This is a genomic window from Pseudomonas sp. GW821-FHT10C09, assembly GCF_059415465.1.
The window spans coordinates 133,907-151,156 of sequence record NZ_JBWKNG010000007.1 but is presented as its reverse complement, the minus strand read 5'-3'; the positions used below and the strand labels follow the sequence as shown (position 1 = coordinate 151,156).

The 17,250-nt window shown below is 59.1% G+C and carries 18 protein-coding genes; all 18 read left to right on the top strand.

Features of this window, described 5'->3' with window-relative positions; translation table 11 throughout:
* Window positions 1-25: 25 nt before the first annotated feature.
* The 18 genes from AC07N8_RS09175 (at window position 26) to AC07N8_RS09090 (ending at window position 17,250) form a co-directional block, all read left to right on the top strand.
* Window positions 26-952, top strand: a complete 927-nt coding sequence (locus AC07N8_RS09175; RefSeq protein ID WP_483840750.1) for a ketoacyl-ACP synthase III — start codon at window positions 26-28, stop codon at window positions 950-952.
* A gap of 96 nt (window positions 953-1,048) precedes the next feature.
* Entirely contained in the window at window positions 1,049-2,341 is a 1,293-nt protein-coding gene (locus AC07N8_RS09170; protein WP_493143161.1) for a motility associated factor glycosyltransferase family protein, read from the top strand.
* Complete coding sequence (locus tag AC07N8_RS09165; protein WP_493143159.1) at window positions 2,338-2,607, top strand: hypothetical protein; 270 nt, start codon at window positions 2,338-2,340, stop codon at window positions 2,605-2,607. The genes AC07N8_RS09170 and AC07N8_RS09165 overlap by 4 nt, the downstream gene beginning before the upstream one ends.
* A 254-nt stretch (window positions 2,608-2,861) precedes the next feature.
* A complete protein-coding gene (locus AC07N8_RS09160) occupies window positions 2,862-3,713 on the top strand; it encodes a flagellin domain-containing protein (RefSeq protein ID WP_483840753.1) in 852 nt (283 codons plus the stop codon).
* Between the two features lie 74 nt (window positions 3,714-3,787).
* Window positions 3,788-4,153, top strand: a complete 366-nt coding sequence (locus tag AC07N8_RS09155; protein WP_483840754.1) for a flagellar protein FlaG — start codon at window positions 3,788-3,790, stop codon at window positions 4,151-4,153.
* Window positions 4,154-4,235: 82 nt separating this feature from the next.
* Complete coding sequence (gene fliD, locus AC07N8_RS09150) at window positions 4,236-5,642, top strand: flagellar filament capping protein FliD (RefSeq protein ID WP_483840755.1); 1,407 nt, start codon at window positions 4,236-4,238, stop codon at window positions 5,640-5,642.
* 128 nt (window positions 5,643-5,770) lie between these two features.
* Window positions 5,771-6,166, top strand: a complete 396-nt coding sequence (gene fliS / locus AC07N8_RS09145; RefSeq protein WP_027922350.1) for a flagellar export chaperone FliS — start codon at window positions 5,771-5,773, stop codon at window positions 6,164-6,166.
* A 10-nt stretch (window positions 6,167-6,176) separates the two neighbouring features.
* The gene (gene fliT, locus AC07N8_RS09140; protein ID WP_046032823.1) at window positions 6,177-6,473 is read left to right on the top strand and encodes a flagellar protein FliT; all 297 of its coding nucleotides are present in this window, start codon (window positions 6,177-6,179) and stop codon (window positions 6,471-6,473) included.
* Between the two features lie 174 nt (window positions 6,474-6,647).
* Window positions 6,648-8,123 (top strand): sigma-54 dependent transcriptional regulator, encoded by a 1,476-nt coding sequence (locus tag AC07N8_RS09135; protein ID WP_123434034.1) that lies wholly within the window; start codon window positions 6,648-6,650, stop codon window positions 8,121-8,123.
* A gap of 128 nt (window positions 8,124-8,251) precedes the next feature.
* Window positions 8,252-9,457, top strand: a complete 1,206-nt coding sequence (locus AC07N8_RS09130) for a sensor histidine kinase (RefSeq protein WP_483840851.1) — start codon at window positions 8,252-8,254, stop codon at window positions 9,455-9,457.
* A 5-nt stretch (window positions 9,458-9,462) separates the two neighbouring features.
* The gene (locus tag AC07N8_RS09125) at window positions 9,463-10,848 is read left to right on the top strand and encodes a sigma-54-dependent transcriptional regulator (RefSeq protein ID WP_483840852.1); all 1,386 of its coding nucleotides are present in this window, start codon (window positions 9,463-9,465) and stop codon (window positions 10,846-10,848) included.
* 259 nt (window positions 10,849-11,107) lie between these two features.
* Complete coding sequence (fliE, locus tag AC07N8_RS09120; protein WP_008072611.1) at window positions 11,108-11,437, top strand: flagellar hook-basal body complex protein FliE; 330 nt, start codon at window positions 11,108-11,110, stop codon at window positions 11,435-11,437.
* Between the two features lie 14 nt (window positions 11,438-11,451).
* Window positions 11,452-13,239, top strand: coding sequence for a flagellar basal-body MS-ring/collar protein FliF (fliF, locus tag AC07N8_RS09115; RefSeq protein WP_483840756.1), 1,788 nt, complete (start codon window positions 11,452-11,454; stop codon window positions 13,237-13,239).
* Window positions 13,232-14,251, top strand: coding sequence for a flagellar motor switch protein FliG (gene fliG / locus AC07N8_RS09110; RefSeq protein WP_007894195.1), 1,020 nt, complete (start codon window positions 13,232-13,234; stop codon window positions 14,249-14,251). Before fliF ends, fliG begins: the two co-directional genes overlap by 8 nt.
* Before the next feature lie 7 nt (window positions 14,252-14,258).
* Window positions 14,259-15,059, top strand: a complete 801-nt coding sequence (fliH, locus tag AC07N8_RS09105) for a flagellar assembly protein FliH (RefSeq protein ID WP_483840757.1) — start codon at window positions 14,259-14,261, stop codon at window positions 15,057-15,059.
* The gene (fliI, locus tag AC07N8_RS09100; protein ID WP_123434037.1) at window positions 15,049-16,407 is read left to right on the top strand and encodes a flagellar protein export ATPase FliI; all 1,359 of its coding nucleotides are present in this window, start codon (window positions 15,049-15,051) and stop codon (window positions 16,405-16,407) included. Before fliH ends, fliI begins: the two co-directional genes overlap by 11 nt.
* A gap of 6 nt (window positions 16,408-16,413) precedes the next feature.
* Window positions 16,414-16,863, top strand: coding sequence for a flagellar export protein FliJ (fliJ, locus tag AC07N8_RS09095; RefSeq protein ID WP_123434038.1), 450 nt, complete (start codon window positions 16,414-16,416; stop codon window positions 16,861-16,863).
* Between the two features lie 81 nt (window positions 16,864-16,944).
* Window positions 16,945-17,250 (top strand): STAS domain-containing protein, encoded by a 306-nt coding sequence (locus AC07N8_RS09090; RefSeq protein ID WP_483840758.1) that lies wholly within the window; start codon window positions 16,945-16,947, stop codon window positions 17,248-17,250.

The window sequence follows — 17,250 nt, the reverse complement described above, 5'->3', positions numbered from 1 at the left end:
GGCTGTTTATTATTGGGAAGCCGTAATGATTGGCATAAAAAGCATTGCGAGCTACGTTCCTGTAGCCGGCATAGACAATTACGCACAAGGTGCAAAATTCGAGAAGGATGAAGAATTCATCCTCGGCAAGATCGGTTCCGCCTTCCTGCCACGCAAAGACGATGCGCAAGAAACTTCGGACCTGTGCGTCGAAGCAGCCAATGCGCTGTTCGCCAATAACCCGGATTTGAAACGTGAAGCGGTCGATGTGCTGATCGTGGTCACCCAGAACGGTGACGAAGAAGGCCTGCCACACACCGCCGCCATCGTTCAGGACAAGCTCGGCCTGCCCACCACCGTGGCCGCGTTCGATATTTCCCTGGGCTGCTCCGGCTACGTCTACGGCATCTACGCGATCAAGGGCTTCATGGAAGCCGCCGGCCTGAAGAATGGCCTGCTGATCACCGCTGATCCGTATTCGAAGATCGTCGACCCGGAAGACCGCAACACCACCATGCTGTTCGGCGATGCCGCCACCGCGACCTGGATGGGCGAAAACGCTCCATGGCAGTTGGGCAAGGCCAAGTTCGGCACCGACGGTTCCGGTGCCCCACACCTGAAAGTCACCGATGGTGTGTTCTTCATGAACGGTCGTCAGGTGTTCAACTTTGCGTTGCTCAAAGTCCCGGCGCATTTGCATGAACTGCTGGCCGATTCGCAACTGACCGCTGACGATGTCGATGCCTTCTGCATTCACCAGGGCAGTGCGGCGATTGTCGATGCGGTGGCACGCCGTTTCGAAGGCGAGCCGGAGAAGTTCCTCAAGGACATGGTCGAGACTGGCAACACCGTGTCGTCGAGCATTCCGTTGCTGCTGGAAAAACACGTACTGGACTCCACCTGGAAGCGCGTAGCGCTGAGTGGTTTCGGCGTTGGCTTGTCGTGGGGTTCGGCGATCATCTATCGCCCTTGACGGCGACGCTTCAGTCAAAGAAAGGCAGACACAAAAAAAGCGCTCAAGGTGTAATCTTGAGCGCTATTTTTTTGCCCGGACAATAAGCGAGGCGGCATGAGCGAGTTCTTTGAGCACAACGTCGATGTCATCCAGCAACGCTGGCCGGCATTGGCTGTGCGCTTGCTGGTGGAAGACACGAGCCTGTTGCAGGCGGATCTGGTGGAAGGCCTGGGCTCGACGTTGAGCATCAACGGCATTCAACTGACCAGCCGCCATGACCGTAGCCGCGAGGCCAGGGTTCAGGCCGAGAGCTTGCCGCTCGACAGCCCGGTGCTGCATGTGTACGGCACGGGGCTTGGCGATCTGCAATCGGCGTTGCTTGAGCGCGCCGGGCTTGAGCGCTTGTACGTGCACATCCTCAACGGTGCGGTGTTCAACCTGGTGCTGCAATTGCTCGATCAGCAGTCGTGGCTCAGCGATCCGCGAGTCGAGTTGCTGTATGCCGGTGATCTTGCGGAAATCAGACTGCCGTTTTTTGCCTTGCCGTCTGAGCTGGTCCTGGCCGATGACTTCAGCGCGAAGATTCGTGATCGCCTGATCAGCGAAACTCACCTCGCTTTCAACAACCGAGAGTTCGACCCGCAGTCGCCTGAGATCATCGAGCGCTTGCAGGCATGTCTGGCACTGGTGCAAGCCGATCGTGACGTGGCCGAACTGTTCGGTACTCGTCCCGGCCTGGAGGTATTTGTCATCGCTACCGGGCCGAGCCTGGAACAGCATTTCGAGACCTTGCGCGCAATTCGCAGCCAGGCTGAGCGTCCGTTGTTCATCTGCGTCGACACGGCTTTTCGTCCGTTGCTCAAGCATGGCATCCGTCCCGATGTGGTGGTCAGCATCGACCAGCGCATTTCGGCCCGGCACTTGCCGCCGGAGGACACGGCCGACATCACGCTGGTGTACATGCCCATGCTCGAGCCGCAGGTGCTTGAAGCCTGGCAGGGGGCGCGTCATGGCAGTTACTCCGCCAGTCCGATCTACCAGTCGTTGCGTGCGCAATTGCCCAGGGGCGAGTTGTATGTGGGCGGTAGCGTAATTCATCCGGCAACCGACCTGGCGGTGAAGATGGGCGCGACGCAGATTACCCTGTTCGGTGCCGATTTCGCTTTCCCTGGCGACAAGACCCACGCTGGCTGGAACGACGGCGACCTGGGACCACAACTGGGTGCTGCCAAACACTGGGTGCTGGATGGTCACGGTCAGCGCATCAAGACTCAGCTCAATTTCCGCAGCTATCTGTGTGAGCTGGAGCGGTTCATCGCCGGCCATCCGCAGGTGCGCTTCTATAACAGCAGCCGGGCAGGGGCGATGATCGCCGGGACCGTTTTTCATCCGGAGCTTGCCTCATGAGTGCTCGTGAATCTTTTATTGCCGAAGCGCAGCACTGCGCCACCTTGTTCCGTCTGGGGCGTGATGTTGAAGCCGGGCTGGCGATGACCGAGCTGGTCGGTGCCATTCACCCGACGTTCGATTCACAGGCACAGGATGTTCAGCAGCAGTGGACGTTTGTCCTTGGACAGATGCTGGCGTGCCAGGAGGCGCAGAACTGGCTGGCACTGGCGGATTACCTGGAATACGAACTGGTCGAGTTGCTGACCGACAGCCTGTCCTTTTAAGCAATTTCCCCTCTGTCGGTGCAGGCGAGCTCTCGCCATTCCCGTCGCCGACAGATCCCTGACGTCATTTTTTCGCTGCCGCATCGCCGCCAACCCCTTGATTTCCGGGGGGTGGCAACGTGATGGCAAATATTTTTGAAAATCCCCTAAAGCAAGTTGCATTGGCGACGATAACTATTACGAAGGTTCTCTAGGCCATACCCGGCGGTTGCCAGGGCCGGAAGCCGCAGTACCCAACCAACGAGGAATTCGTCATGGCTTTAACAGTAAACACCAACGTTACATCGTTGAACGTTCAGAAAAACCTGAACCGCGCTTCCGACGCTCTGTCGACTTCGATGTCTCGTCTGTCTTCCGGCCTGAAAATCAACAGCGCTAAAGACGACGCCGCCGGCCTGCAGATCTCCACTCGTATGACCTCGCAAATCCGCGGTCAGACCATGGCTATCAAAAACGCCAACGACGGTATCTCGATTGCTCAGACCGCTGAAGGCGCGATGCAGGAATCGACCAACATTCTGCAGCGTATGCGTGAACTGGCTGTTCAGTCCCGAAACGACTCGAACGGTACTCAAGACCGTATCGCCCTGAACAAAGAATTCGCGGCAATGTCGGACGAGCTGACTCGTATCGCCAACTCCACCAACCTGAACGGCAAGAACCTGATGGACGGTACCGCTGGTACCATGACCTTCCAGGTTGGTTCCAACACCGGTTCGGCTAACCAGATCACTCTGACCCTGGCTTCCGGCTTCGGCGCTGCAACCCTGTCCGTTGACTCCGCTACCCTGCAGATCACTGGTAACAGCTCGGCTACCGCTCAGGCTTCGTTCTCCGCTGCTCTGACCCGAATCGACGCCGCTCTGCAAACCATCAACAGCGCGCGTGCTGACCTCGGTGCTGCACAAAACCGTCTGACCAGCACCATCTCCAACCTGCAAAACATCAACGAAAACGCCAGTGCTGCACTGGGTCGCGTACAAGATACCGACTTCGCTGCTGAAACTGCACAGCTGACCAAGCAACAAACTCTGCAACAAGCTTCCACCGCAGTTCTGGCTCAGGCCAACCAACTGCCATCCGCTGTACTGAAACTGCTTCAGTAATAGCTGATTGAGTTTTGGCGAGGGGTGTGCGCTGGTCGTGCCCTCTCGCTTTTTTACTTTTAGAGGTGATGGACATGGATATGAGCGTGAAGCTGAACTTGTCTTATCCGGCGGCCAAGCACGCGACCCCGGTTGTCGACAAGGCTGCGGAAAAGCCTCGAGCGGAGCCCGCGAAAGTGGTCGACGTCAAGGAAGCACGCAAGACTGCCGAAACTGAACAGGACAAGCTGAAAATGGCCGTCCAGGAAATTGAAAAATTCGTTCAGTCGGTCAAGCGTAACCTGGAGTTCTCGATTGATGAGCCTTCAGGACAAGTCGTCGTAAAAGTCATTGCCAGTGAGTCGGGTGAGGTGGTTCGCCAGATCCCCAACGAAGAAGTCTTGAAACTGGCCAATAGTTTGAATGATGCAAGCAGCTTGTTGTTCAGCGCGAAAGCCTGACAGCTGGCACGAATTTTGTTGCTATGTTCTTTTGGGCGTTGTAGTGGTCAAAAGACCGGCGACACACTGAAGGGAGTTCCACATGGCAAGTCCAATTTTACCGGGCACGGGTTTAGGTTCAGGCCTTGATACCGGTGCTATCGTCAAAGCCTTGGTCAACGCTGACAAAGCGGCCAAACAAGGTCAGATCGACCGTGGGACCACGACCAACACGGCGAGCATCTCCGGGATTGGTACGCTGAAGTCGCTGCTGGCCACGTTCCAGAAAGCACTCACCGATCTGGGCAGCACGACCACTCCTCAGTTCACGGGTTATTCGGCAACGTCCTCCGACCCCAAAGTACTGACCTCTACGTCCAGCAACACCGCTGTTGCCGGCAATTACGTGGTCAAAGTCACCAGCCTTGCCACCTCGTCGAAAGTTGCCTCCGCGGCCTTTGCCGGCGGCGCGACCAGTCCGATCACGGCAGGCACGCTGACCATCACCCAGAACGGCACCAGCTACCCGGTGACCGTCGGTGCGGGCGCCACGCTGCAATCGGTGCGTGACTCGATCAACAGCCAGTACCAGGCCAGTGGCCTTAGCGCCAACATCGTGACCGACAGCTTCGGTTCGCGCCTGGTGTTGGGTTCGACCACGACCGGTGCAGGTTCCGATATCTCCGCCACCGGTATCCCTGAGCTGACTATCGACGGCACAGCCCCAATGGCCGGCACACCGACCGCAACCTCTTCGGGTGCGATTGGCGGCCTGGCTGCGGATGCGGTGTTCTCGGTGGATGGCCTGGCGATGACCAGCAAGTCCAACACCATCGACAAGTCGATCTCCGGCCTGAGCCTGGTTCTGACTGGCGCCGGTACATCGACCGTCAACGTTGCGACCAACAACGATGGCCTGAAAGCATCGATCCAGAAGTTCGTCGACGCCTACAACGCTGTTGCCAACGCAGTGACGTCCTTGACCAAGCCGTCCCTGGACGACGATGGCAAGCCGACCGTACCGGCTGCGCTGACCGGTGACCCGTTGCCACGTTCGCTGCTGGCCGCCATTCGTGCTCCGTTGTCGCAGACCGGTGCCGGTGACAAGCTGACCGTGCTCTCGCAATTGGGGATCACCACGGACCAGAAGACCGGTGCGCTGAACTTCGACGGTACCAAGTTCACCGCTGCGATGAACGACAAGAAGCTCGGTGGCGAAGTCCAGACCCTGTTCACCGGCACCAACGGTCTGCTCGATCGCATGAACAATGTGATCAAGCCATACACCGACACCGGTGGCATTCTCGACACTCGCACCACCAACCTGAATGTGACCAAAACCAAGCTGACGGCTGATCAGGCTGCCTTGGATCGTCGGGTCGAAACACTGACCGCAGTACTGACCAAAAAGTACAACGACATGGATACCCTCGTCGGTAAGTTGAAGGCAACCGCCAGCAACATTACCGGGATGTTCGAGGCCATGGCCGCGCAGCAGAAGAACTCGTAACACGCACAACGCCAAAAGCCCGGCAGCGTTTTCAAGCGCTCCGGGCTTTTTGCATTTGAATCTAAAGTTTTTTGACGCGTCGTCGATACACTGGTTAGACGAACTACAGAATTTTGATGAGGTACAACATGAATCCAATGTTAGCCCTTCGCCAATACCAGAAGATTGGCGCTCAAGCGCAAACTTCCGAAGCCAGTCCTCATCGACTGGTACAGATGCTGATGGAAGGTGGCCTGGACCGTATTGCCCAGGCCAAAGGCGCCATGGAGCGCAAAGACATTCCGAACAAGGGTGTTTTGATTGGCAAGGCCATCGGCATCATCGGTGGTTTGCGTGAAGGTCTGGACCTAGAGAACTCCATCGAAACCGTCGGTGAGCTGGACAACCTTTACGCCTACATGATGAAGCGTCTGGCTGAAGCCAACATCAAGACCGACCCGAAGATTCTCGACGAAGTCGCTGATTTGCTTCGTACTGTCAAAGACGGTTGGGATGGTATTGCCGCACCGGGTCCGCAGTTTTAAGGAGATCACCATGAGTCTTGTATTGCAGCGAATCGAACACACCCGCGAAGCCCTGGTCGGTGCATTGGCCGAGCGCAATTGGGAAGCCATCGGTGAGTTGGACCTGGCGTGCCGATCCTGCATGGAAGACGTTTTGAGTGAGGCTTCGGTGGATGAGGCCGCGTTGCGCGACAACCTTGAGGAGTTGCTGGGGGTGTACAAGCAGCTGCTTGAGGCCGCGACGGGGGAGAGGCAAGCGATAGTCGACGAGATGTCGCAGATCCATCAAGCACAGAACGCGGCAAAGGTTTACCATCTGTTTGGTTAATTAATCCTCGGTTAATCCAAACATAGTGCGCCATAAATTTGACTGTGCACGGTTTTTTGACTTAACTAGTGGCTGGTTCCAGATTTCAGGCGAGTACAGGCAGAATGTGTCTGCAAGCGTCTAGCTTGCCCCATCATTTTTGGGCATTGAGTTGACTAGGGAAGTTGCTATTGCATGTGGCGTGAAACCAAAATTCTGCTGATTGATGACGATAGCGTCCGCCGCCGCGACCTGGCGGTGATTTTAAATTTTCTCGGTGAAGAAAATTTACCCTGCGGAAGCCATGACTGGCAGCAGGCTGTCGGCTCTTTGTCATCAAGTCGTGAAGTGATCTGTGTCCTGATCGGGACGGTCAATGCTCCTGGCGCACTTACGGGCTTGTTAAAGACACTCGCAACCTGGGATGAGTTCCTTCCGGTTTTGTTAATGGGCGATAATTCTTCCGTTGACTTGCCAGAAGACCAGCGTCGCCGAGTGCTTTCGACTCTCGAAATGCCGCCCAGCTACAGCAAGTTGCTCGACTCCCTGCACCGTGCCCAGGTCTATCGCGAGATGTACGACCAGGCCCGTGAGCGCGGTCGTCACCGTGAACCCAATCTGTTCCGCAGTCTTGTCGGCACCAGCCGGGCGATTCAACACGTCCGTCAGATGATGCAGCAAGTGGCCGACACCGACGCCAGCGTGCTGATCCTCGGTGAGTCCGGCACTGGCAAGGAAGTGGTTGCGCGTAACTTGCACTACCACTCCAAGCGTCGTGACGCGCCCTTCGTGCCGGTCAACTGTGGGGCGATCCCGGCCGAGTTGCTGGAAAGCGAATTGTTCGGCCACGAGAAGGGCGCCTTTACCGGGGCGATCACCAGCCGTGCCGGACGTTTCGAACTGGCCAACGGCGGTACATTGTTCCTCGATGAAATCGGCGACATGCCGCTGCCGATGCAGGTCAAGTTGCTGCGCGTGCTGCAGGAGCGCACCTTCGAGCGCGTGGGCAGCAACAAGACCCAAAGCGTCGACGTGCGCATCATTGCCGCGACCCACAAGAACCTCGAAAGCATGATCGAGATCGGCACCTTCCGCGAAGACTTGTACTACCGCCTGAACGTGTTCCCGATCGAGATGGCGCCACTGCGCGAGCGCGTCGAAGACATCCCGTTGCTGATGAACGAATTGATCTCACGCATGGAGCACGAGAAGCGCGGTTCGATCCGTTTCAACTCGGCAGCGATCATGTCGCTGTGCCGTCACGGCTGGCCGGGCAACGTTCGCGAGCTCGCCAACCTGGTGGAGCGCATGGCGATCATGCACCCGTACGGGGTGATCGGCGTGGTCGAGTTGCCGAAGAAATTCCGCTATGTCGACGACGAAGACGAGCAACTGGTCGACAGCCTGCGCAGCGATCTGGAAGAACGAGTGGCCATCAACGGTCACACCCCGGACTTCACCGCCAACGCCATGCTGCCGCCCGAAGGCCTGGACCTGAAGGACTACCTCGGTGGTCTGGAGCAGGGCCTGATTCAGCAGGCGCTGGATGATGCCAATGGCATCGTCGCACGCGCAGCTGAACGCCTGCGGATTCGTCGCACCACGCTGGTGGAAAAGATGCGCAAGTACGGCATGAGCCGTCGCGATGGAGATGAACAGGCGGATGATTGACGCCTGTTTTTCAAGTCCTTCATTTTTGGGCGGTTTTTTTTAGGCACGGGTATTGCTACATCCCTCGCAACGTTCCGTTTAACTGACGGTCAGCCAAGCGAGAGAGCACGATGCCCCAAGCCGCCCAGATGTCTCCTGTCCCTGACGCTTCGGGACAACCGTCGTCCGTAGAGCAGGCAAGCCGGCTTGGCCTTGAGCAGGCGTTTGCGCTGTTCAGCCAGATGTCCAGTCAACTGACCGATTCCTACAGCATGCTTGAAGCCCGGGTCACCGAGCTCAAGGGCGAGTTGGCCGTGGTCAGTGCCCAGCGCATGCAAGAGCTGGCGGAAAAAGAACGCCTGGCCAATCGCCTGCAAAATCTCCTCGACCTGTTGCCTGGCGGCGTTATCGTCATTGATGCCCAAGGCATCGTGCGCGAAGCCAATCCGGCAGCGTGTGAGTTGCTCGGACTGCCGCTCGAAGGCGAACTCTGGCGTCACGTCATCGCTCGTTGCTTTGCGCCTCGCAAGGACGACGGTCATGAAATCTCGCTCAAGGACGGTCGGCGCCTGTCGATCGCCACTCGCTCGCTGGATGCCGAACCGGGTCAGTTGGTGCTGCTCAACGACCTGACTGAAACCCGCCATCTGCAAGACCAATTGGCCCGTCACGAACGCTTGTCTTCCCTGGGTCGAATGGTCGCCTCGCTGGCGCATCAGATTCGCACGCCGTTGTCGGCCGCTTTGCTATACGCCAGTCACTTGACCGAGCAGGAACTGCCGGTCGCCACGCAACAGCGTTTTGCCGGTCGCCTGAAAGAACGCCTGCATGAGCTGGAGCATCAGGTTCGCGACATGCTGGTGTTCGCTCGCGGCGAGCTGCCGCTGACCGATCGCGTCACGCCCAAACAGCTGATGCAATCACTGCAAGCGGCGGCGCTGACCCATGTTCAGGACTTGCCAGTGCGTTGGCAGTGCGACAGTCATGCCGGCGAGTTGCTGTGCAATCGCGACACGCTGATCGGGGCAATTCTCAACCTGATCGAGAATGCGATTCAGGCGAGTGCCGGTGATGTTCGTTTGAAAGTTCACCTGTACACCCGCGGACAGAATCTGCATGTGTGCGTCAGCGATAGCGGAAGTGGTATCGACAGCGCGGTGCTGGCGCGTCTGGGTGAGCCGTTTTTCACCACCAAGACCACCGGCACCGGCCTGGGCCTGACCGTGGTCAAGGCAGTGGCCCGTGCGCATCAGGGCGAATTGCAACTGCGCTCGCGGCCGGGTCGTGGCACCTGTGCGCAGGTGGTCCTGCCGCTTTTTTCGGGTGACAAACCCGGCGCTCAGGGAGCGGAATGAAAGGCATGGCAATCAAGGTTCTACTGGTTGAGGATGACCGCGCGCTACGTGAGGCACTGGCCGATACGCTGATGCTGGCGGGGCACGATTTCAAGGCGGTCGGTTCGGCCGAGGACGCGCTGGCGGCAGTCGCCGTCGAGGCGTTCAATCTGGTGATCAGTGACGTCAATATGCCGGGCATGGACGGGCACCAGTTGCTTGGCTTGTTGCGGGCGCGGCAGCCGCAATTGCCGGTATTGCTGATGACCGCCCACGGCGCCGTCGAGCGCGCAGTCGATGCGATGCGCCAGGGTGCAGCGGATTACCTGGTCAAGCCGTTCGAGCCCAAGGCCTTGCTGGATCTGGTCGCGCGTCATGCGTTGGGCAATCTCGGTACGGCCGAGGGCGAAGGTCCGGTTGCGTTCGAACCGGCCAGTGCACAATTGCTGGAGTTGGCCGCCCGAGTGGCGCGCAGTGATTCCACGGTATTGATCTCGGGCGAGTCCGGCACCGGCAAAGAAGTGTTGGCCCGCTACATTCACCAGCATTCCCATCGGGCCAGTCAGCCGTTTATTGCGATCAACTGCGCCGCGATTCCCGACAACATGCTCGAAGCCACGCTGTTCGGCCACGAAAAAGGTTCTTTCACCGGCGCCATCGCTGCGCAGGCCGGCAAGTTCGAGCAAGCCGACGGCGGTACGATTCTGCTCGATGAAATCTCCGAAATGCCCCTCGGGCTGCAGGCCAAGTTGCTGCGGGTTTTGCAGGAGCGTGAAGTCGAGCGCGTTGGCGCACGCAAAACCATCACCTTGGACATTCGGGTCGTCGCCACGACCAACCGTGATCTGGCCGGTGAAGTGGCGGCGGGGCGTTTTCGTGAAGACCTCTACTATCGACTGTCGGTGTTTCCGCTGGCCTGGCGTCCGCTGCGCGAGCGCACCGCCGACATCCTGCCGCTGGCCGAGCGACTGCTGGCCAAGCACGTCAATAAAATGAAGCACGCGGCGGCGAAGCTGTCGCCCGAGGCGCAGGCGTGCCTGATCGGTTATCCATGGCCGGGCAACGTGCGTGAGCTGGACAACGCGATCCAGCGTGCGTTGATTCTGCAGCAGGGTGGTTTGATCCAGCCGCAGGATTTCTGCCTGTCCGGGCCGGTGGCCTGTGCGCCGTTGCCGACGTTGGCAGCCGCACCGTTGCGAGCGGTCGAGGTGGATGCCGAATCGGCTGGCGCATTGGGCGATGACCTGCGGCGCCGAGAGTTTCAGATGATCATCGACACCTTGCGCTCCGAGCGTGGTCGTCGCAAAGAGGCTGCCGAACGCCTGGGCATCAGCCCGCGCACCTTGCGCTACAAGCTGGCGCAGATGCGTGATGCCGGCATGGACGTCGAAGCGTACCTGTTCGCTACCTGAAAATTGACACTCGCAACATCAATCCAAAACTGTGCGAGCCTGCTCGCGAAGAGGGAGTGTCAGTCGACATCTGTGTGTCTGTCACATCGCCTTCGCGAGCAGGCTCGCTCCCACATGGGTTTTGCGGTGAGTCAGGGTTCAGGCGAAGCGAGAAGGGCTTTTGTGTAGGGCAATCGCGGAGCTGGCACCCTTGTTGCTAACACCTCAGTACCCGCCGAGTGAGTGTCAAAAAATTGCGGGTCGCCAACGAGAGTAGATCATGAGCCAAGGTATTGAATTTAATCGGTTGATGCTGGATATGCGTTCCATGCAAATGGATGCCATGTCTGCGCCGAAATCGACTGCCGCAGTCCCTGAATTGGGTGGCAGCAGCTTTTCCGACATGCTCGGTCAAGCCGTCAATAAAGTGAACGACACTCAGCAGGCGTCCAATCAGTTGGCCAGTGCCTTCGAGATCGGCAAAAGCGGCGTCGACCTGACGGACGTGATGATTTCCTCACAGAAGGCCAGCGTGTCTTTCCAGGCGTTGACGCAAGTGCGCAACAAACTGGTTCAGGCTTACCAAGACATCATGCAGATGCCGGTTTAAGGACGAATTGAGTCATGGCAGAAGCAGTCGCCGATAACGTTCCGGCCAAGGCCACCCCAATAGACGGCAAACCGCCGCTGTTCGGGTTGTCCTTCCTGGAAAACCTCTCCGAGATGACCATGCTGCGTCAGGTAGGCCTGTTGGTCGGCCTGGCTGCGAGCGTGGCGATTGGTTTTGCCGTGGTGCTGTGGTCGCAGCAGCCGGACTACCGGCCTCTGTACGGCAGCCTTGCCGGTATGGACGCCAAGCAGGTCATGGACACCCTGGCCTCCGCCGATATTCCTTACACCGTTGAACCGAACTCTGGCGCCTTGTTGGTCAAGGCCGATGATTTGTCCCGTGCGCGACTGAAACTCGCGGCGGCTGGTGTCACTCCCAGCGACGGCAACATCGGCTTTGAAATCCTCGACAAGGACCAGGGCCTCGGGACCAGCCAGTTCATGGAAGCGACCCGTTATCGTCGTGGCCTCGAAGGCGAACTGGCTCGCACCATTTCCAGCCTGAACAACGTCAAGGGTGCCCGCGTGCACCTGGCGATTCCGAAAAGCTCGGTGTTCGTGCGTGATGAACGCAAGCCAAGCGCTTCGGTTCTGGTTGAGCTGTATTCCGGTCGCTCGCTGGAACCGGGCCAGGTGATCGCGATCATCAACCTGGTCGCGACCAGTGTTCCTGAGCTGAGCAAATCGCAGATCACCGTCGTCGACCAGAAGGGCAACCTGCTGTCGGATCAGGCGGAGAACTCCGAGCTGACCATGGCTGGGAAGCAATTCGATTACAGCCGTCGCATGGAAACCATGCTGACCCAGCGCGTGCACAACATCCTGCAGCCGGTGCTGGGCAACGATCGTTATAAAGCCGAAGTGTCTGCCGACGTCGATTTCAGCGCCGTCGAGTCGACCTCCGAGCAGTTCAACCCGGATCAACCGGCGTTGCGCAGCGAGCAGTCGGTCAACGAACAACGCACCGCCAGCAATGGCCCGCAAGGTGTGCCTGGTGCCCTGAGCAACCAGCCACCGTCGCCAGCCTCGGCGCCGCAAACCACTGGTGGCACGACCGCATCGGCCGGCATGGTGCAGCCAGGCCAGCCGTTGATCGATGCCAACGGTCAGCAAATCATGGACCCGGCCACCGGTCAGCCAATGCTGGCGCCGTACCCGGCGGACAAGCGTCAACAATCCACCAAGAACTTCGAGCTCGACCGTTCCATCAGCCACACCAAGCAACAGCAGGGTCGATTGAATCGCCTGTCGGTGTCGGTGGTGGTCGATGATCAGGTCAAGGTCAACGCGGCCAACGGCGAAACCACCCGTGCGCCGTGGAGCGCCGATGAATTGGCGCGCTTCACTCGCCTGGTGCAGGACGCGGTCGGTTTCGACGCCAGCCGTGGCGACAGCGTCAGCGTGATCAACATGCCGTTCTCCGCAGAACGCGGTGAAGTGATTGCCGACATTCCGTTCTACTCGCAGCCGTGGTTCTGGGACATCGTCAAGCAAGTGCTCGGCGTCTTGTTCATCCTGGTGCTGGTGTTCGGGGTACTGCGTCCGGTGCTCAACAACATCACCGGTGGCGGCAAAGGCAAGCAGCTGGCCGGCATTGGCAGCGACGTCGAGTTGGGTGGCATGGGCGGCCTGGATGGCGAACTGGCCAACGACCGCGTCAGCCTCGGTGGCCCGCAAAGCATCCTGCTGCCGAGCCCGAGCGAAGGCTATGACGCACAGTTGAATGCAATCAAGAGTCTGGTGGCAGAAGACCCGGGTCGCGTGGCCCAGGTCGTGAAAGAGTGGATTAACGCAGATGAGTGATAACCGAGCCGTTGCCGCCAAACTGACCAAGGTCGACAAAGCCGCGATTCTGCTGCTGTCCCTCGGTTCGACCGATGCTGCCCAGGTGTTGCGCCACATGGGGCCTAAAGAGGTCCAGCGCGTGGGTGTAGCGATGGCCCAGATGGGCAACGTGCACCGTGAGCAAGTCGAACAGGTCATGAGCGAGTTCGTCGACATCGTCGGCGACCAGACCAGCCTGGGTGTCGGCTCCGACGACTACGTGCGCAAAATGCTTACCCAGGCATTGGGCGAAGACAAGGCCAACGGCCTGATCGATCGCATCCTGCTGGGGGGCAACACCAGCGGCCTCGACAGCCTGAAGTGGATGGAACCGCGCGCCGTCGCCGACGTGATTCGTTACGAGCACCCACAGATCCAGGCAATCGTGGTCGCGTACCTCGACCCGGATCAGGCCGGCGAAGTGCTCGGCAACTTTGACCATAAGGTGCGTCTGGACATCATTCTGCGGGTCTCCTCGCTGAATACCGTGCAGCCAGCGGCCCTGAAAGAACTCAACCAGATTCTCGAGAAGCAGTTCTCCGGCAACTCGAATGCCTCGCGCACCACCCTGGGTGGTATCAAGCGCGCGGCCGACATCATGAACTTCCTCGACAGCTCGATCGAAGGTCAGCTCATGGACTCGATCCGCGAAGTCGACGAAGACCTGTCCGGTCAGATCGAAGACCTCATGTTCGTGTTCAACAACCTGTCCGATGTCGACGACCGCGGAATTCAGGCATTGCTGCGCGAAGTGTCCTCCGATGTGCTGGTGCTGGCCCTCAAGGGTTCGGACGAAGGCGTCAAGGAAAAGATCTTCAAGAACATGTCCAAACGGGCGGCCGAACTGTTGCGCGACGACCTCGAGGCCAAAGGCCCGGTGCGCGTCAGCGACGTGGAAACCGCGCAGAAAGAAATCCTCACCATTGCCCGCCGTATGGCCGAAGCCGGAGAAATCGTTCTCGGCGGGAAGGGCGGCGAAGAGATGATCTAAGGTCACTATGTCGTCCAAACATGATGAGTCCCAGACCGACCTGATTCGCGGCAAGCACGTTGCCGGCTTCGACGTCTGGGCGCTGCCCAGTTTCGACCCTTTCGTCCCGGAACCCGAGCCAGAACCTGAGCCCGAGCCGCCGGAGATGGAAGAAGTGCCGCTGGACGAAGTCCAGCCACTGACCCTCGAAGAACTCGAAGCGATCCGCCAGGAAGCCTACAACGAAGGCTTCGCCGTGGGCGAGAAAGAAGGGTTCCACAGCACCACGCTCAAGGTTCGCCAGGAAGCGGAAGCGGCGCTGGCGCCGAAGATTGCCGGTCTTGAGCAACTGATGGTCAACCTCTTCGAGCCTATCGCCGAGCAGGACACTTTCATTGAGCGATCCATGGTCGACCTCGTGCAGCACATCGCCAAACAGGTGATCCAGCGCGAACTGGCCATCGACTCGACGCAGATCGAACACGTCATGCGTGAAGCGCTCAAGCTCCTGCCGCTGGGCGCGGGCAATGTGCGCCTGTACATCAATCCGCAGGACTTCGAACAAGTCAAAGCCCTGCGCGAGCGCCACGAAGAAACCTGGCGCATCGTCGAAGACGAGTCGCTGTTGCCTGGCGGTTGCCGGGTTGAAACCGAACACAGTCGCATCGACGCCACCGTCGAGACCCGCGTTGCCCAAGTCATGGCCAAGTTGCTCGATCAACTGCACGATCAAGCATTGCATCCGTCGGCGCCGGATCTGAGTCTGGAAGTGCCGGTCGACGAAAAGCCTGCTGCCGAGCCGGAACCGGACGCTCCCGATGCGCCTTGACCGCACCAGCTTCGCCAAACGCCTGGGCGGGTACGCCGAGGCCACGGAACTGGCCGGCGCCCCGATCCTTGAAGGCCGCCTGCTACGCATGGTCGGCCTGACCCTCGAAGCTGAAGGCTTGCGCGCCGCCATGGGCAGTCGTTGCATGGTCATCAACGACGACAGCTATCACCCGGTGCAGGTCGAAGCCGAGGTGATGGGCTTCTCCGGCAGCAAAGTTTTCCTGATGCCCGTCGGCAGCGTCGCGGGTATTGCGCCCGGTGCCCGTGTGGTTCCACTCGCCGATACCGGTCGCTTACCGATGGGCATGAGCATGCTCGGTCGAGTGCTCGATGGCGCCGGTCGTGCGCTGGACGGCAAGGGCGGGATGAAAGCCGAAGACTGGGTGCCGATGGACGGCCCCACCATCAACCCGCTCAAGCGCGAACCGATCAGCGAACCGCTGGACGTCGGCATTCGAACGATCAACGGGTTGTTGACGGTCGGTCGCGGTCAGCGGCTCGGGCTGTTCGCCGGTACCGGTGTGGGTAAATCGGTGCTGCTGGGCATGATGACGCGCTTCACCGAGGCCGACATTATCGTCGTCGGGCTGATCGGTGAGCGGGGGCGTGAAGTTAAGGAATTCATCGAGCACATCCTCGGTGAAGAAGGGCTCAAGCGTTCCGTGGTCGTGGCGTCGCCGGCGGACGATGCGCCGTTGATGCGTCTGCGCGCGGCGATGTACTGCACGCGGATCGCCGAATATTTTCGCGACAAGGGCAAGAACGTCCTGTTGCTCATGGATTCCCTGACCCGTTTCGCCCAGGCCCAGCGGGAAATCGCCCTGGCCATCGGCGAACCGCCGGCCACCAAGGGTTATCCGCCGTCGGTATTCGCCAAGTTGCCAAAACTGGTGGAGCGCGCCGGTAATGCCGAGAAGGGCGGTGGTTCGATCACGGCGTTCTACACCGTGTTGTCCGAAGGCGATGACCAACAGGATCCGATTGCCGATGCCGCGCGAGGCGTACTCGACGGCCACATCGTGTTGTCCCGGCGTCTGGCTGAAGAAGGTCATTACCCGGCCATCGATATCGAAGCGTCCATCAGCCGGGTCATGCCGTCGGTGGTCAGCCCTGAGCACATGGCCCGCGCGCAGATGTTCAAGCAGTACTGGTCACGCTATCAGCAAAGTCGCGACTTGATCAGCGTCGGCGCGTACGTGCCGGGCGGTGATCGTGAAACCGACACCGCGATCTCCCTCCAGCCAGCCATGGTCACTTACCTGCGTCAGGGTTTGAACGACAACATCGGCATGGGCGCCAGCGTCAATCATCTCGCTTCCATCTTCGCCCCCGCAGCAGGCGGCTAACCGGCCATGGCACTGAGCCGAGCCGCGCGCCTGGCACCCGTGGTGGAAATGGCCGAAAAGGCCGAGAAAGCCGCGGTCATGCGCCTCGGGCATTTTCAGGGCCAGGTGCGTGTCGCGGAAAGCAAGCTCGCCGACCTTGAAGCCTTTCGCCTCGAATACCAGGAACAATGGATCGTGCGCGGCAGCAGTGGCGTTTCCGGCCAGTGGTTGCTGGGGTATCAGGGCTTCCTGGCGCAACTCGGTACGGCCATCGATCAGCAGCGACAGAGCCTGAACTGGCATCAAAACAACCTGAACAAGGCGCGTGATACCTGGCAGCAGGCGTTCGCCCGTGTCGAAGGCTTGCGAAAACTTGTACAGCGCTACATGGACGAGGCACGGCAGCTGGAAGACAAGCGCGAGCAGAAATTGCTTGATGAGTTGTCGCAGCGCTTGCCCAGACATGATCCATATTGAACAATCGTCCGGCCTTGCTCCCCTTCCAACCAAGTGCTAAACCTTGTACAGCACGTTAGCCAATGACAAGGAAGCCGTTAAATGTCAGTCATTTCAGAAGTGTCCCAAGATGGGCAAAAACTGACGATTTCGATCAAGGGACGATTCGATTTCGCCAAGCATCAGGAATTTCGTGAGTCGTACGAAAATCTTGAGCCAAAACCCGAATCCTTCGAAGTCAATTTGAAGGACGCCACTTATCTCGACAGTTCAGCGCTCGGCATGCTGTTGCTTTTGCGAGATCACGCTGGCGGCGAGAATGCGGAAATCAAGTTGACCCACGCAAATTCCGATGTGCGAAAAATTCTCGCCATCTCCAACTTTGAACAGATTTTCGACGTAGCGTGA

Coding starts and splice junctions, on each gene's coding strand:
- AC07N8_RS09175 (WP_483840750.1), top strand. CDS start 26: ATGATTGGCATAAAAAGCATTGCGAGCTACGTTCCTGTAGCCGGCATA.
- AC07N8_RS09170 (WP_493143161.1), top strand. CDS start 1,049: ATGAGCGAGTTCTTTGAGCACAACGTCGATGTCATCCAGCAACGCTGG.
- AC07N8_RS09165 (WP_493143159.1), top strand. CDS start 2,338: ATGAGTGCTCGTGAATCTTTTATTGCCGAAGCGCAGCACTGCGCCACC.
- AC07N8_RS09160 (WP_483840753.1), top strand. CDS start 2,862: ATGGCTTTAACAGTAAACACCAACGTTACATCGTTGAACGTTCAGAAA.
- AC07N8_RS09155 (WP_483840754.1), top strand. CDS start 3,788: ATGGATATGAGCGTGAAGCTGAACTTGTCTTATCCGGCGGCCAAGCAC.
- fliD (WP_483840755.1), top strand. CDS start 4,236: ATGGCAAGTCCAATTTTACCGGGCACGGGTTTAGGTTCAGGCCTTGAT.
- fliS (WP_027922350.1), top strand. CDS start 5,771: ATGAATCCAATGTTAGCCCTTCGCCAATACCAGAAGATTGGCGCTCAA.
- fliT (WP_046032823.1), top strand. CDS start 6,177: ATGAGTCTTGTATTGCAGCGAATCGAACACACCCGCGAAGCCCTGGTC.
- AC07N8_RS09135 (WP_123434034.1), top strand. CDS start 6,648: ATGTGGCGTGAAACCAAAATTCTGCTGATTGATGACGATAGCGTCCGC.
- AC07N8_RS09130 (WP_483840851.1), top strand. CDS start 8,252: ATGTCTCCTGTCCCTGACGCTTCGGGACAACCGTCGTCCGTAGAGCAG.
- AC07N8_RS09125 (WP_483840852.1), top strand. CDS start 9,463: ATGGCAATCAAGGTTCTACTGGTTGAGGATGACCGCGCGCTACGTGAG.
- fliE (WP_008072611.1), top strand. CDS start 11,108: ATGAGCCAAGGTATTGAATTTAATCGGTTGATGCTGGATATGCGTTCC.
- fliF (WP_483840756.1), top strand. CDS start 11,452: ATGGCAGAAGCAGTCGCCGATAACGTTCCGGCCAAGGCCACCCCAATA.
- fliG (WP_007894195.1), top strand. CDS start 13,232: ATGAGTGATAACCGAGCCGTTGCCGCCAAACTGACCAAGGTCGACAAA.
- fliH (WP_483840757.1), top strand. CDS start 14,259: ATGTCGTCCAAACATGATGAGTCCCAGACCGACCTGATTCGCGGCAAG.
- fliI (WP_123434037.1), top strand. CDS start 15,049: ATGCGCCTTGACCGCACCAGCTTCGCCAAACGCCTGGGCGGGTACGCC.
- fliJ (WP_123434038.1), top strand. CDS start 16,414: ATGGCACTGAGCCGAGCCGCGCGCCTGGCACCCGTGGTGGAAATGGCC.
- AC07N8_RS09090 (WP_483840758.1), top strand. CDS start 16,945: ATGTCAGTCATTTCAGAAGTGTCCCAAGATGGGCAAAAACTGACGATT.